Source organism: Halomonas sabkhae (assembly GCF_030409265.1).
Taxonomy (GTDB): Bacteria; Pseudomonadota; Gammaproteobacteria; order Pseudomonadales; family Halomonadaceae; genus Halomonas; species Halomonas halmophila.
This window is the reverse complement of sequence record NZ_JAUFPM010000001.1, coordinates 241,445-255,757: the sequence shown is the minus strand read 5'-3', so window position 1 is coordinate 255,757 and position 14,313 is coordinate 241,445. Positions and strand designations below refer to the sequence as shown.

General features: G+C 63.1%; 14 protein-coding genes. 2 read left to right on the top strand and 12 right to left on the bottom strand.

Features of this window, described 5'->3' with window-relative positions; genetic code table 11:
* Positions 1-65: 65 nt before the first annotated feature.
* The gene (dinB, locus tag QWY79_RS01125; protein WP_141318247.1) at positions 66-1,112 is read left to right on the top strand and encodes a DNA polymerase IV; all 1,047 of its coding nucleotides are present in this window, start codon (positions 66-68) and stop codon (positions 1,110-1,112) included.
* Positions 1,113-1,123: 11 nt separating this feature from the next.
* Here the strand turns inward: dinB and purU are convergent, their stop codons facing one another.
* Positions 1,124-1,978: a formyltetrahydrofolate deformylase gene (purU, locus tag QWY79_RS01120; RefSeq protein ID WP_290269043.1), complete on the bottom strand. Its 855-nt coding sequence runs from the start codon at positions 1,976-1,978 to the stop codon at positions 1,124-1,126.
* Between the two features lie 228 nt (positions 1,979-2,206).
* On the opposite strand from purU, the gene QWY79_RS01115 reads away from it, so the two are divergent.
* A complete protein-coding gene (locus QWY79_RS01115) occupies positions 2,207-3,796 on the top strand; it encodes a ribonuclease J (RefSeq protein ID WP_290269042.1) in 1,590 nt (529 codons plus the stop codon).
* Between the two features lie 71 nt (positions 3,797-3,867).
* Here QWY79_RS01115 and QWY79_RS01110 read toward each other — a convergent pair whose 3' ends face one another.
* From QWY79_RS01110 to QWY79_RS01060, 11 genes are all read right to left on the bottom strand, one after another.
* The gene (locus QWY79_RS01110) at positions 3,868-4,158 is read right to left on the bottom strand and encodes an H-NS family histone-like protein (protein WP_141318241.1); all 291 of its coding nucleotides are present in this window, start codon (positions 4,156-4,158) and stop codon (positions 3,868-3,870) included.
* A 320-nt stretch (positions 4,159-4,478) separates the two neighbouring features.
* Positions 4,479-5,471 carry a GTP 3',8-cyclase MoaA gene (moaA, locus tag QWY79_RS01105; protein WP_141318239.1) on the bottom strand — a complete coding sequence of 331 codons (993 nt, stop codon included), beginning with the start codon at positions 5,469-5,471 and terminating at the stop codon, positions 4,479-4,481.
* Positions 5,468-5,923, bottom strand: a complete 456-nt coding sequence (moaE, locus tag QWY79_RS01100; RefSeq protein ID WP_290269036.1) for a molybdopterin synthase catalytic subunit MoaE — start codon at positions 5,921-5,923, stop codon at positions 5,468-5,470. Before moaE ends, moaA begins: the two co-directional genes overlap by 4 nt.
* A 4-nt stretch (positions 5,924-5,927) precedes the next feature.
* Positions 5,928-6,737 (bottom strand): cyclic pyranopterin monophosphate synthase MoaC, encoded by an 810-nt coding sequence (moaC, locus tag QWY79_RS01095; RefSeq protein ID WP_290269034.1) that lies wholly within the window; start codon positions 6,735-6,737, stop codon positions 5,928-5,930.
* A 151-nt stretch (positions 6,738-6,888) separates the two neighbouring features.
* The gene (mobB, locus tag QWY79_RS01090) at positions 6,889-7,479 is read right to left on the bottom strand and encodes a molybdopterin-guanine dinucleotide biosynthesis protein B (protein ID WP_290269031.1); all 591 of its coding nucleotides are present in this window, start codon (positions 7,477-7,479) and stop codon (positions 6,889-6,891) included.
* A complete protein-coding gene (gene mobA, locus QWY79_RS01085; protein ID WP_290269030.1) occupies positions 7,476-8,081 on the bottom strand; it encodes a molybdenum cofactor guanylyltransferase MobA in 606 nt (201 codons plus the stop codon). Before mobA ends, mobB begins: the two co-directional genes overlap by 4 nt.
* Positions 8,082-8,172: 91 nt before the next feature.
* Positions 8,173-9,414 (bottom strand): uracil-xanthine permease family protein, encoded by a 1,242-nt coding sequence (locus QWY79_RS01080; RefSeq protein WP_290269028.1) that lies wholly within the window; start codon positions 9,412-9,414, stop codon positions 8,173-8,175.
* 129 nt (positions 9,415-9,543) lie between these two features.
* Positions 9,544-11,187 carry a glycerol-3-phosphate dehydrogenase/oxidase gene (locus QWY79_RS01075; protein WP_290269025.1) on the bottom strand — a complete coding sequence of 548 codons (1,644 nt, stop codon included), beginning with the start codon at positions 11,185-11,187 and terminating at the stop codon, positions 9,544-9,546.
* A gap of 145 nt (positions 11,188-11,332) precedes the next feature.
* Positions 11,333-13,075, bottom strand: coding sequence for an ABC transporter substrate-binding protein (locus tag QWY79_RS01070; protein WP_290269023.1), 1,743 nt, complete (start codon positions 13,073-13,075; stop codon positions 11,333-11,335).
* Positions 13,076-13,131: 56 nt separating this feature from the next.
* Complete coding sequence (locus tag QWY79_RS01065; RefSeq protein ID WP_290269021.1) at positions 13,132-13,404, bottom strand: DUF2160 domain-containing protein; 273 nt, start codon at positions 13,402-13,404, stop codon at positions 13,132-13,134.
* A 12-nt stretch (positions 13,405-13,416) separates the two neighbouring features.
* Positions 13,417-14,313, bottom strand: a complete 897-nt coding sequence (locus QWY79_RS01060; RefSeq protein WP_290269018.1) for a carbohydrate ABC transporter permease — start codon at positions 14,311-14,313, stop codon at positions 13,417-13,419.

The following is a 14,313-nucleotide window of genomic DNA, read 5'->3' as shown; positions in this document are numbered from 1 at the left end:
CCCCCGGATTGAACCGCATCCGCCCGTATCGTTCCGGGCCCAGCGCATGAAGGGGTAAGGCGGCCTTGCGCAAGATTCTGCATGCCGACTGCGACTGTTTCTATGCGGCCGTCGAAATGCGCGACGACCCCGCGCTGCGCGACATTCCGCTGGCGATCGGTGGTTCGCGCGAGCGGCGCGGGGTGATTGCCACCTGCAATTACCCGGCCCGCACCTATGGCATTCACTCGGCCATGCCCACCGCTCGCGCCTTGAAACTCTGCCCGGACCTGACCCTGATGCCCGGCAATTTCGACAAGTATCGCGCGGTCTCGCGGGATATCCAGGCCATCTTTCACGAGCTGACTCCCCTGGTCGAGCCCCTCTCCCTGGATGAAGCCTATCTGGATGTCAGCGCCGTCGAGGCCTTCCAGGGCAGCGCCACCTGGATGGCCCAGTGGCTCAAGCAGGAGTGCATGGCACGCACCGGCATTACCGTCTCGGTCGGCGCCGCCCCCTCGAAGTTCCTGGCCAAGATTGCCAGTGACTGGGAAAAGCCCGATGGCCTCACCGTCATTGCCCCCGACAGGGTCGATGACTTCATCGCGCGCCTGCCGGTCAACAAGCTGCATGGTGTCGGGCCCGCCACGGCGGCGCGACTGGACGCCCTGGGGATCGCGACCTGCACCGACCTGCGCCAGCAGCCCTTCGAGAAACTGCTCGACGAATTCGGCAAGTTCGGCAGGCGGCTGTTCGAACTGTCGCGGGGCATCGACGAGCGACCGGTACGCACCGAGCGCGAACGCAAGTCGATCAGTGTCGAGACCACCTTCGGCCAGGACCTGCCCGACCTGGACAGCGCCCACCAGGCACTCCTGCCATTATGCGAGCGACTGACCCAGCGCATCGACGGCCATGGCCAACCCCCGTTGTCGGGCATTTTCGTCAAGGTGCGCTTCGATGATTTCAGCATCACCACCATGGAGAGTCGTGGCATGGCGGTGACGCCGGAGAGCTTCGCGCAACTGCTCGAACAGGCCTGGGCACGGGCGCACCGCCCCGTGCGCCTGCTGGGTGTCGGCGCCCGTTTGGTCCCCGAACAGGCGCGCCAGCAATTGCCGCTGCCTCTCTAGAGAAGCGGTGCTCAGGCAAAGACAACCGTCTTGTTGCCATGCATCAGGACCCGGTCCTCGAGATGCCAGCGCACGCCGCGGGCCAGCACAGCCTTTTCCACGTCACGCCCGAAGCGCACCAGGTCCGAGGGTGTGTGACAGTGACTGACGCGATGTACCCCCTGCTCGATGATCGGTCCGGCATCCAGCTCCTCGGTGACATAATGGCAGGTCGCACCGATCAGCTTGACGCCGCGCTCATGGGCCTGGTGGTAAGGCTTGGCGCCGGCAAAGGACGGCAGGAAACTATGGTGGATGTTGATCACCCGGCCGGCATAGCGTTGGCAGATGGCCGGCGGCAGGATCTGCATGTAACGGGCCAGCACCACGCAGTCAGCCTGCGCCGCCTCGACCAGCCCTTCGATCTCGGCAAAGGCCGGCGCCTTGTCCTGCGCCTTCACGGGAACATGATGAAAGGGTATCGCGTGCCATTCGACCAGGCTGCGCAGGTCATCATGATTGGAGATCACGGCCGCGATATCGCAATCGAGCTCACCGGTGGTCCAACGGTACAGCAGGTCGACCAGACAATGGCTTTCGCGCGAGACCATCAACACCAGTCGACGCCGCTGGCGAGTGTCCGTCAGCGCCCAGTGCATGTCGAATTCCCGCGCAATGGGCAGGAAGGCATCGCGCATGCTGTCGGCCGTCATGCCGAGCGAATCGGCACGAATCTCGTAACGCATGAAAAAGCGCCCTGTCTCCAGATCGGAGTGCTGACTGGCTTCGGTGATCGAACCACCATGCCCGGTAATGAAACTCGATACCCGGGCCACAATACCCAGCTGATCCGGACAGGAAATGACCAGACGATAACGATGACACATGGCGAATGCGTTCCATTGGGGAAACAAGAAAGCGCGCCATTGTAGCGAAATGGCATCGCAGGGACACAGGTTCCGGGCGTTGATTGTGGGTCATGGTGGCGATCCCGTATAGTGAGCGGCACATTCTCGACCCAGCCCTTCCCGATGTTGAAGCCCCGCGTGCAAATACGCTCCCGCCGACGTTCCCCTTTGCAATTGCTTCCACTCGGCGGGTGTGGCGAAATCGGGATGAACTTCATGCTCTACGGCCATCGCGACCACTGGATCGCCGTGGATTGCGGCATGATGATTCGCCAGGATCTCCCCGGCGGCCCGCTGCAGATACCCGATACTGCCCTGCTCGAGACGCTGAACATCGCGCCCGAGGCACTGATCATCACCCATGGTCACGAGGATCACATCGGAGCCGCGGCCTGGCTCTGGCCGCGCTGGGGCTGCCCCATTCATGCCACCCCACTGGCCGCCGGCCTGCTGCGCAGCAAGTTTGCCGAACATGGCCTGAGCAACCATGCCATCCGGGTCATCGAGCCCGGCGAAGCCACCGAGGTTGGCTTCTTTACCTTGCGCTACCTCCCGGTAACCCATTCGATTCCGGAAAGCTGCGCCCTGCTGATCCAGGCCGGCGATCGCCGGGTCCTGCACACCGGTGACTGGAAGCTCGACCCTGCTCCGCTGCTGGGCGCCCCCGTGGATGCCGACACCTTCCGCGCCATCGCGCCGGTGGACCTGGTGGTGGGCGACTCCACCTGCGCCCCCGACGCCGGGCATTCACGCAGCGAGAGCGAGGTCGCCGATGCGCTGGCCGAGGCCATTGCTCCCCTGCCCGGACGGGTGGTGGTCAGCTGCTTTGCCAGCAACCTGGATCGCGTCCTCGCCATTGGGCGGGCCGCCGAGCGCTGTGGGCGCCGGGTCAGCCTGATGGGACGTTCCATGGAACGCATGGTGCGCATTGCCCAGGGGCTCGGCTATCTGGAGGACTTTCCCGCCCTGGTGCCGGTGCATGATCTGGGGTATCTGCCACCCGAGGAAGTACTGGTGATCGCGACCGGCAGCCAGGGCGAACCCCGCGCCGCCCTGTCACGCCTGGCGGCGGGCCGTCATCCACACTTCGAGCTGACCCCGGGCGACAGCGTGATCTTTTCGGCGCGGGCGATTCCGGGCAACGAGCGCATCATCGAACGTCTCAAGCATGCCCTGCGGATCAAGGGCATCACCCTGCTGGATGATGACGCCCAACCGGCCCTGCATGCTTCCGGCCATCCCTATCAGGAGGAATTGCGCACCTTCTATCAGTGGGTGGCCCCCGAGCGTCTGCTGCCGGTGCACGGCGAAGCCCGACATCAGCATGCCCACCAGGCTCTGGCACAGGAACTGGGGATCGACGCGCCGCTGATCCCGCGCAATGGCGACATGCTGCGCCTGGATGATGACGGCCTGGTGCTCGAGCAGCACCATCGCCTGACGCCGCGCATCATCGACCAGAACCGCAACGCGCCGGTGGCAGGCGCCGGGGGAGAGACGGCATCACGACACGGCGAGCTTTTCGTGGCCATCACCGTGGCGGCCACGGAACTGGGCTGGAGCCGTATCGGACGTCTGATGCTGGATGACAGTCATGCCAGCCCGCTGGATGAAACCGCGCTGGCGGACCGGCTGGACGAGTGCCTGGAGAGCGCTGGGGGCGACTCCCTGGTCGAGTTGCGGGAACTGCTCTATCCGGATGTCATGGCCTGGCTGGCGGACCACCTCCAGCGTGTACCGGAGGTTCATCTGCAGATATTTGCCATGGAAAACCAGGCCGTGGCAGGCAATGACTGACGTGCATCCTTCCCGATGCACGTCGCCATCTCACTGCCTCGCTGTCATCCAGGCGAACCCTTGAATCGCCCTCACGACTTCTCGGCATTCTTCGGCGGGCGTCCGCGTTTGCGCTTGGGCTGATCCGGCACGAGATCCTCGACCGACAGGCCGGCTTCGTTGATCTGCTCGCGAATTTCGGCCAGTTTGCGTGCCTTCTGCTCTTCTTCATCCTGACGACGTTTTTCTTCGTCGTTCTTCTGCTCGATCACTTCACCGATCACCTCGGCGAGCTTGTGAAGCTGTTCCATGCTCAACTGACGAGCGGCAGCCCGGGCCACGTTCTTGTTTCGAGCGATCTGTTCCAGGGTCTGAGTGGACATTACCCCCTCCGTGAAGAATTATTGGACGTATAAACTTGTCAGTACTGAAGCAAACTCTGCCGATCTACGCAGGCTCGATCGATTCCATCAAGTTTGAACTGCACCGGGTTGCCCAGCCGTTCCCGAGAGCTGTTCGGGCAACCTCAACAAAAGTATATTGACGAATCGCATTTTAGCAAGAAAAGAAAGGAAAAATCCCTGTCCAGCACCCGGAAAAAGTACCGCGTGCCCGGACGTCCTGGAGAGAATTGCGGGAACCTTTGAGCGGGAAAAGGTGCCGGGTAAAACAGCTCAATTGAGCCAAGAGGCCTGACGAGAGCTCAACCGCCGGTCATGTTCATGAAGCGCACGACCTGCACATCCCCATCCGTGGTGAAGTGATGGCGTTCCGGCTTGAGCGGCATCGCGGCAATGATGGCCTTCTTGAGTTCCTCGATATTGCCGGGGTGACGACGCAACACGGCACGCAGATCGACGGAGTGTTCATTGCCCAGGCACAGCAACAGGCGCCCTTCGACGGTGACACGCACGCGATTGCAGGAAGAGCAGAAATTGTGGCTATGCGGAGAAATGAAGCCGATTCTTGTTTCGCTGTCCGGCATGCGGAAATAACGGGATGGCCCCGGCGTCGTCTCCGTGGTGGGCAGCAGTTCATGGTGCTGCTCGATCATTGCCTTGACCTCATCACTCGAGCAATAGGTCTCGGCACGCGAGTGATCGGACACCTCGCCCAGCGGCATTTCCTCGATAAAGCTGATATCGACCTGCTCGCGACGCGCGAAATCGACCAGCGAGGTCACTTCATCGTCATTGCGCCCCTTGAGGATCACGGCATTGAGCTTGATGCGCCGAAAACCGGCGTCGCGCGCGGCACGCATGCCATCCAGCACCTTCTGGAGATCCCCGGTACGCGTCACGCGCTTGAAACGCTCGGGATCCAGGGTATCCAGGCTGATATTGAGGCGTTCCAGTCCGCCCTGACGCAGGGCCTGGGCATGTCGACCCAACCCGGCGCCATTGGTGGTCATGGAGAAATCCTTGAGGCCCGGCAGGGCCCCGATATCCGAGACCAGGCGCGAGATATCCCGTCTCACCAACGGCTCACCACCGGTCAGACGAATCTTCTCGACCCCCAGCTCGGTGAAGGCCTTCGCCACCAGACCCAGCTCTTCGAGGCTGAGGACCTCATCGCGCGGCAGGAAGGTCATCTCTTCGCTCATGCAGTAGACACAGCGAAAGTCACAGCGATCGGTGACGGACAGGCGCACATAGCTCACCTTGCGTCCAAAATTGTCGATCAACTCGTCGGTCATGATGAAGCCTCCCAACGCTGGGCATCCTGAAGATCAGTCTGGCGTTCCGCGACCCAGTAATCACCACTGGCGGTGTGTTCCTTTTTCCAGAAAGGGGCCCGGGTCTTCAAATAATCCATGATGAAGTCACAGGCCTCGAAGCCGGCGCGACGATGCGCACTGGCGACCATCACCAGCACGATGGGATCGCCCGGCTGCAGATGACCGACCCGGTGCACCAGGCGCACGCCCTGCAAGGACCAGCGGGCCTCGGCTTCGGCCACGATCCCGGACAGCGCCGATTCCGTCATGCCGGGATAATGTTCGAGACTCAGCGCCTGCACATCCGGACGCTCATTGAAGTCTCTCACCAGGCCGGTGAAACTCACGACGGCGCCGATGTCGCGACGCCCGGCCAGCAACAGTCGCTGCTCCTCACCGGCATCAAAGGGCTGTGACTGGACACGGATCATTCACTCAACCTCCGGTTACCGGGGGGAAAAACGCCACTTCATCATCGGCGGTCAGTGGCGTGGCATCACCCGCCATGACCTGGTTCACGGCACACAGGATACGCCCTTCCTCGAGGCCGACGAAACGCGAATCCATGGATTTGAGCACGGCCTTCAGGCCACTGACATCGGCACTTTCCATGCGCTCGAAGGGCACGTTGACTTCGCCGATCCCCAGCCGCTCGCGCAGCTCTGCCAGGCACTTGACCCTCACACAGGGTTCATCCGCGCCGATCAGGGAGCCCAGGGAGACCTCGCCACTGGCGCCCTCCCCGGTCACGATCGGGGTTCTTTCGGCGGACGCCGCGCGTTGATAGTCACCGGACATTCCACCGCTCTTCTCATCCACCTGGATCGAGCCGATCACCATGTCCTTGTCCACCGCCTTGCACATGTCGTAGAGCGTCAGACAGGCAACCGACACCGCCGTCAGGGCCTCCATTTCCACACCGGTGCGACCATTCAGGCGGCAATGGGCAAACACATGCACACATCCCGCGGCTTCATCGACGCGAAAATCGACCTCGACCTTCGACAGTGGCAAGGCGTGACACAAGGGGATCAGTTCATGGGTACGCTTGGCGCCCTGTATGGCCGCAATGCGTGCCGTGGCCAGCACGTCTCCCTTGGGCAGATTGCCGTCGGCAAGCCGCTGGAGCGTGGCCGGATGCATGTAGATGGCACCCGAGGCACTCGCCTCACGCCGGCTCTCCGGCTTGTCGGCCACATCGACCATTCGCGCTTCGCCCTGGGCGTTGAGATGAGTCAGAGTCATGGTGTTAATGCCTAGTCTCAGGTCGTCGGAAACGTCATGCAATCAGCCAGTGGAGCAGAGAGTTTCTGCCTCTATCGTGTGACAGTCATGCATGGATTTTGATCGGCCGGCTCGGGCAGGCAGCGAGCGACTGCCTGCCATCGGCATGGCATCAGGTGACGGCCCCCGATGATCCACGCGGTCGGCCTTCCTGCGGCCAGCGTGCCGGCCAGTGCGCGACCCAGCTCACCAGCGCCTCGACATCATCGAGATCCAGGTGCTCGACATCGGCCGGCGGCGTGATATCCCCCTGGCTGGCCACCGCCTTGATCCACGGATCCTGCGCCGCCAGTGGCGGCTTGCCGAGTTCACTGCGGTAGAGCTCGAGCTTCGGCAGCGGCCAGGCCTTGAAGCCCTCGACGAGAATCAGATCCGGCGACTGATGGCTGACCATGTCGATCAGTTCTGCCAGGTCCGCTTCTTCACGCTCGGGCGTTTCCATCATCAGCGCGATACGCGTCCGGGACGCCACCAGCATGGGAGTGGCGCCGGCCTGACGCAGGCGGTGACTGTCCTTGCCGGGTTTATCGACATCGAAGTCATGATGGGCATGCTTGATGACCGCCACCCTCAGGCCACGCTGACGCAGGGCGGGCAACAGCTGCTCGAGCAGCGTGGTCTTGCCGGTGCCGCTCCAGGCGGCAATGCCCAGCAAGGCCGGCGACGCCGACAGATCGAGGCTGGCGGGTATGGCATCGGTCATGACGTTGGCGGCTCCTCGTCGAGTGCGCGTTCCAGGCGCAGACGCTCGGCCTGGGTGTTGAGGTTGACGAACGCCGCCGGGCAGTCGGAGAAGTCGACCTGCACGCGCCGATGACGGGCCTGCCAGGTATCGAGCTTGCGCTCGCCCTGCGCCAGGCAGTGGGCCAGGTCCGCGGCCAGCGTCACGCGCAACAGGGCCACGACCGGGTGACTCCTGTGGCCGTCATGCGCCACGCCGATATCGGCATCGCCAACCGCCTCGGCGAGACGCGCCACCAGGTTGGCCGGCAGGGTCGGGACATCGCAGGGCACGACGACCAGCCAGCGACCACGTGCCGCCCGCAAGCCACTGTAGAGCCCCATCAAGGGCCCCTGATAGTCGGTCTCGACATCCCCGATGACGCGATCGGCCAGGCTGGCATAGGCCTGCTGATGGCGATTGGCCACGATCAGCAGCTCGCCGACATGCTCACGCAGCACCTCGGCTGCGTGCCCGGCAAGCGGCCTGCCGCGAAAGGCAACCAGCCCCTTGTCGCAGCCCCCCATGCGCTGCCCGCGACCCCCGGCCAGTATCAGCCCCGTCAGCTCATCACGCGGAATCACCACGCCTCCTGACGCTTGTCATCGACGTTCATCATTGATGCCTCTCATGATGCCTGAGCACACTGCCGGGCGCCATGCTGCATTGCCCGGTTCAGTCCTCCGCCTCCCGGGGCAGTACGGCATTGAGCAGGATGCCGACCAGGGCCGCCAGGCTGACGCCCTGCAGCGTGAACTGGCCTTCCCCGAACTGCATGCCGCCGATGCCGAAGACCAGGATCAAGGACACCACCACCAGATTGCGTGAGGCCGTGAGCGCACTGCCCGCGCGTACCAAGGTGTTCATGCCGACCACGGCAATCGAGCCGAACAGCAATGTCATGATGCCACCCATGACCGGGGCCGGAATGGTCTGCAACAGGGCCCCCAGCTTGCCGAGGAAGGACAGCACGATGGCGATGACGGCGGTCACCAGCATGATGCGCGGGTTGAAGGCACGGGTCAGGGTCACGGCCCCGGTCACCTCGGAGTAGGTGGTATTGGGCGGCCCGCCGAACAGCGCGGCCGAGCAGGTCGCCAGGCCGTCGCCGAGCAGCGTGCGGTGCAGCCCGGGCTTGTCGAGATAGTGCCGGCGCGTTACCGAGCCGATGGCCACCATGTCGCCGATGTGCTCGACCGCCGGGGCAATGGCCACGGGAATCATGAAGAGAATGGCCGCCCAGTGAAAGCTGGGGGCCGTGAAGCTCGGCAGCGCCAGCCAGGCGGCATCCCGGACCGGGGCGAAGTCCACCACGCCCATGATCATGGACAGGCCGTAACCGGTCACGATGCCGCCCATGATGGGCACCAGGCGGATCAGCCCGCGGCCGAAGACGGCCAGCACCATGGTCACCAGCAGACTGGCCATGGACAGCGTGATGGCCTGGCCATAGCCGATATCATCGCTGGTGCCACCGGTGGCCATGTCCACCGCCACCGGCGCCAGCGCCAGGCCGATCACCATGATCACCGGGCCGACCACCACCGGCGGCAACAGTCGATGCAGCCAGACCGTGCCCTTGAGTCGCACGAGCTGCGAGATCAACACATAGACCAGACCGGCGGCCAGGATCCCGCCGAGCGTGGCCGGAATGCCGAAACTCTGCACCGAGCTTTGAATGGGGGCAATGAAGGCGAAGGAGGACGCCAGGAAGACCGGTACGCTGGCACCGGTCACGGCATGGAAGACCAGAGTACCGACGCCGGCGGTGAACAGCGCCACATTGGGATCGAGGCCGGTCAGCAGCGGCACCAGTACCAGGGCACCGAAGGCCACGAAGAGCATCTGCGCACCGACCAGTAGAGTGCGCATGGGGGAATCCGTCGGCGTCGCCGCGGCTGGCGTATCGTCAGTCATCAGGCAAGGCTCCTGCAGGGCGGGATGAATGGCTCGAGCCTGGCCATTCTAGCAACCCGACCCCGCCCGGTAACCCTGCGCGCCCGAGCCCACTCGCCCGCACCCTGACCATGGCGACCCGGCGCCGGCTCAGCCCGCCTCTTCCGCGGCTTCTCCCCGGGGCAGTGCCTGCCGTGACTGCCAGTATTCGGCCAGACGCTGCTCGGCCTGATCGTCGAACAGGATGCGGCATGCTTCCATGAGACCGGGCGAGGCATGCAATGTCGCCTCGGAGACGACCAGCGACACCTTCGAGCGACGCCGCAGGAAGTCATCCAGCTTGGTCACCATTTCACTGCGCCTCGCCAGCTTCAGCTCGCAGCGCAGATACTCGGTGCCTTCGATCAGGACCTGCGCCTGTGCGGGATCGAGGCGAATGTCCTCGAGCAGTTCCAGAGCCTGACGGCCATAGCGTCGCCATAGCCGGGTGCTGAGCGGTTCCGACGCATCCGGGTGCGTCATGCTGTCCAGCCCCATGCGGCTCGCCTGGTGCATGAAATCCTCGCGGACCGCCTCATCCGGCTCGCCATACCAGCGATGCTCGGGGTGCGGCATGTCGATGCCCAGTTGACGCACTTCCGCCACGACCTCCTCGCCGACATTCAGGCAGTCCGTCAACTTGCCGCCGAAGATGCTGAGGTGGCAGCTGTTCCGATCGATATCGATGGCATGCTTGCGCGACAGGTTGAGAAAATCGCGATCATTGCCACCGCTGGGTTTCACGGCCAGCGGCCTGACACCACAGCGCGTCGAGATGATGTCTTCGCTGGTCAAGGGGCTGTCGAGTTCGAGGCGCTTGTTGATGTTGTCGAGCACGAAGCGGATATCGTCCTCGGTCACCGATACGTCAGGGCTGTCGACCCGGGTGTCGGTGGTGCCGATGCAGGTGCGCCGGCCCATGGGAATCACGAAGAACAGGCGGCCGTCATCGGCAAAGAAGGCCAGCACCCGCTTGTTGGGAGTCAGGCGCGGCACGATCAGGTGTATGCCCTTGGAGAACACATGATGGTGGTCGGTCGGCTGTTGCGTGAGCCGGTTGTGCTGATCGACCCAGGGGCCGGCGGCATTGATCAGCACCCGCGAGCGAATCTCGAAGGTCCGGCCGTCTATGCCATCCCTCACCTGCGTCACCCAGACATCGCCTTCGCGGCGCGAGCCCAGGGATTCGACGTAATTGGCCACCATGGCACCGAAATCCAGCGCATTGCGGACGAAGCTGAAGACAAAGCGTGCATCATTGTCATGCAGATAGGCATCGGAGTATTCGAAGCCCCCCTGCGCATTCGAGGTATCGATGATCGACTCGCGCGCCTTGATGGCCGCAGGTCGCAGAAAGTGCGGCATCCGGGTGAAGGCGCTTCCCATCAACCAGTAGAGCCAGGTTCCCGCCCAGGGGTATAACGGATGATGCCGGAACCCCTTGTCGATGGTGGTCAGAAAGCGGATTTCCTGCACCGTCGAGGGATAGCTGCGGATCAGATGGTTGCGACTCTTGCACAGCTTGCGCACCAGCTTGAAGTCGCCGCTTTCCATGTACTTGATACCGCCCCAGACCAGATTGGAGGAATGCATACTGGTACTGCCGGCGAAGTCTCCACGGTCGATCAGCGCGACACTGCTGCCCTTGCCACTGAGCGCCGCCGCTGCCGAGGCGCCATTGATGCCCGCCCCGATGACCAGGGTATCGAAGGTCTGCTCGGTCAGTTGACGAATATTGCTTTCTCTAAGTTGCATGTTTGGCCCTTGTTCAGAAAGAAGGCCCCGCTCGGTTTGCTCCCAGCGGGGCCTTGTCCCGTTCAGGCAACCGGTGAAACCTTGTCCAGTCGCCCGAGCCTGGGCCCGGGCGTGACCACGCCGGCCTCACGACCGGCGCCTGAGGTCATTCACGTTCGCCGGCAGCCATCCACGCCTCCATCAGCTTGTCATAGGGCACGGTCTTGCCTTCGGGCATCTCGTTATCCAGCTTCTGCTTGGGAGCGCCCGGCTGATCGAGCCAGTGCTGCGGGTCCCGCTCTTCGTTGAGAACCGGCGCATAGGTATCGAAGACCTTGGCACGCGACAGGCGCTGCATGATGCTGTCGAGGTCCCCGGCCAGGTTGTCCAGCGCCTCCTGCGGCGTGATATCGCCACTGACCGCGGGTGCCAGGTTCTGCCACCACAGCGGTGCCATGCGCGGATAGTCCGGCACGTTGGTGGACGACGGCGTCCAGTTGGACTCGTTGGGGCTGCGATAGAACTCCACCAGGCCACCCAGCTTGGGTGCCATCTCGGTCATCTGCTCGGAGAACACATCGGATTCGCGAATCGGTGTCAGCCCTTCCATCAGCTTCTCCAGCGACACTGTCTTGGAAACCGTGAACTGGGCGAACAACCAGGCCGCCGTGCGGCGATCCTCGGGCGTCGAATCGAAGAAGGTCCAGGCCCCCACGTCCTGATAGCCGACCTTCATGCCCTCTTCCCAGTAGGGACCGGTGGGCGACGGTGCCATGCGCCACTTGGGATTGCCCTCGTCATCGGTGACCGGCAGGTCCGGGGCCGTCATGTCGGCGGTGAAGGCGGTGTACCAGAACATCTGCTGGGCCACATTGCCTTGGGCAGGCACCGGGCCGGCCTCGCCGAAGGTCATGCCGCTGGCCTCGGGCGGTGCATACTTCTCGAGCCAGTCGACCATCTTGGTCACCGCGAAGACCGAGGCCGGCGAGTTGGTCGCGCCACCACGGGAGACGCTGGCCCCCACCGGCTGGCTCTGCTCGTTGACGCGGATGCCCCAGTCATCCACCGGATTGCCGAACGGCACACCCGGGCTGCCCATGCCGGCCATGGACAGCCAGGAATCATGGAAGCGCCAGCCCAGGGACGGGTCGCGACGCCCGTAGTCCATGTGACCATAGACGGTCTCGCCATCGATCTCGCCGACATGCTCGGTGAAGAACTCGGCGATATCCTGGTAGGCCGTCCAGTTGGTGGGCACGCCCAGGTCGTAGCCATAGATCTCGCGGAACTGCTCCTGGAAGTCTTCGCGCTGGAACCAGTCATAGCGGAACCAGTAGAGGTTGGCGAACTGCTGGGTCGGCAGCTGATAGACGTTGCCATCCGGTGCCGTGCCGTATTGCAGGCCGATGAAGTCATCCAGGTCCAGGCTCGGCAGGGTATAGTCGGCCCACTCATTCTCCATGGCTTCGGACAGATTGACGGTGGTGCCATAGCGAATGTGCGTGCCGATGGCGTCGGTATCATTGACGTAGCCATCATAGATGTTGCGCCCCGACTGCATCTGGGTCTGCATGTTGTTGACCACATCACCCTCGCCGATGATGTTGTGGGTCAGCTCGATGCCGGTCAGTTCAGTGAAGGCCTCGGCCAGCACATCCCGCTCATAGATGTGCGTCGTCAGACCCTCCGCCACGGTATTGATCTCCATGCCACGGAAGGGCTCGGCCGCTTCGGCGAACCACATCAGTTCCTCGATCTGTTCCTCGCGGGTCAGTGTCGAGTCCTGGAAGTGTTCATCGACCAGGCGCTCGGCAATGGCGCGAGCATCGTGGTCATCGGCGTGCAGCGCACCGCTGGCCAGCATGACACTGGCCGCCAGTACAGAGAGTCGCATTGTTGTGTGTTTCATGTTGACCTCTTGAGTGGTTGTGGTCCGTCCTGGACATTGGGCTCCATGCGTTTCTGTCAGCCCCAGCGCATCAGTATCAGACACCAGACTACCGATGCCCCCAGAGCCAGCCAGATGCTGAGTGGCGTGAATCCGACCACGATCAGGTGGATATAGGCCGCCGAAAGCAGGCTGATAAAGAAGCGATCACCACGGGTGGTCGCAATGGGCAGAAAGCCCTTGCGCTCGACGGTCGGTGACACGACTTCCCAGGTCGTCATGCAGGCCAGCAGGGCCGCGATGAGAGCAAAGAAGACGGTGGTGGGCGTGGTCCAGACCATCCATTCCATGTCGAATCCTCCTCAGGTGCGGCCCAGGGCAAAGCCCTTGGCGATGTGGTTGCGCACGAAATACACCACCACGATGCCGGGGAGTATCGTCAGGGTCCCGGCCGCGGCCAGTGCCCCCCAGTCGATACCCGAGGCGCCCTTGGTCTGCGTCATCACCGAGGCGATCGGCTGAGCATCGGTGGAGGTCAGGGTGCTGGCCAGCAGCAGCTCGACCCACGAGAACATGAACAGGAAGAACAGCGTGACGCCGATCCCCGAACTGATCATGGGAATGAAGATCTTGACGAAGAAACGCGGGAAGCTGTAGCCGTCGATGAACGCCGTTTCGTCGATTTCCTTGGGCACCCCGCTCATGAAACCTTCGAGAATCCACACCGCCAGCGGAATGTTGAACAGGCAATGCGCCAGGGCGACGGCCACGTGTGTGTCGAACAGCCCCACGGTGTAATACAGCTGGAAATATGGCAGCAGGAAGACGGCCGGCGGTGCCATCAGATTGGTCAGCAACCAGAAGAACAGGTGCTTGTCACCGATGAACTGGTAGCGACTGAAGGCATAGGCGGCCGGCAACGCGACCACAATGCTGATCAGCATGTTCATCAGCACATAGGTGATCGAGTTGACGTAGCCCATATACCAGCTGGATTCGGTCAGGATCTTGGCATAGTGCTCGACGGTAAAGTCGTTCGGCCACAAGGTCAGCCCGCCGAGAATCTCGGTGTTCGACTGAAAGGACATGTTGAGCAGCCAGTAGATCGGCAACAGCACGAAGACGATGTAGGCCGCCATCAGGCCGCGACGACGCCACTGCCGGGAAGCCGGCCGTGCCTTGCGACGCCGGCGCTTGTCGGCAGCCGCCGCGTGTTCGCGGACGGCCTCGGGAGTGCTCGGCGATGATGAATCCGTCAT

Coding starts and splice junctions, on each gene's coding strand:
- QWY79_RS01065 (WP_290269021.1), bottom strand. CDS start 13,404: ATGGAATGGATGGTCTGGACCACGCCCACCACCGTCTTCTTTGCTCTC.
- QWY79_RS01060 (WP_290269018.1), bottom strand. CDS start 14,313: ATGACGGATTCATCATCGCCGAGCACTCCCGAGGCCGTCCGCGAACAC.
- purU (WP_290269043.1), bottom strand. CDS start 1,978: ATGTGTCATCGTTATCGTCTGGTCATTTCCTGTCCGGATCAGCTGGGT.
- QWY79_RS01115 (WP_290269042.1), top strand. CDS start 2,207: ATGAACTTCATGCTCTACGGCCATCGCGACCACTGGATCGCCGTGGAT.
- moaA (WP_141318239.1), bottom strand. CDS start 5,471: ATGACCGACGAGTTGATCGACAATTTTGGACGCAAGGTGAGCTATGTG.
- QWY79_RS01080 (WP_290269028.1), bottom strand. CDS start 9,414: ATGACTGACGATACGCCAGCCGCGGCGACGCCGACGGATTCCCCCATG.
- mobB (WP_290269031.1), bottom strand. CDS start 7,479: ATGACCGATGCCATACCCGCCAGCCTCGATCTGTCGGCGTCGCCGGCC.
- QWY79_RS01075 (WP_290269025.1), bottom strand. CDS start 11,187: ATGCAACTTAGAGAAAGCAATATTCGTCAACTGACCGAGCAGACCTTC.
- moaE (WP_290269036.1), bottom strand. CDS start 5,923: ATGATCCGTGTCCAGTCACAGCCCTTTGATGCCGGTGAGGAGCAGCGA.
- moaC (WP_290269034.1), bottom strand. CDS start 6,737: ATGACTCTGACTCATCTCAACGCCCAGGGCGAAGCGCGAATGGTCGAT.
- QWY79_RS01070 (WP_290269023.1), bottom strand. CDS start 13,075: ATGAAACACACAACAATGCGACTCTCTGTACTGGCGGCCAGTGTCATG.
- QWY79_RS01110 (WP_141318241.1), bottom strand. CDS start 4,158: ATGTCCACTCAGACCCTGGAACAGATCGCTCGAAACAAGAACGTGGCC.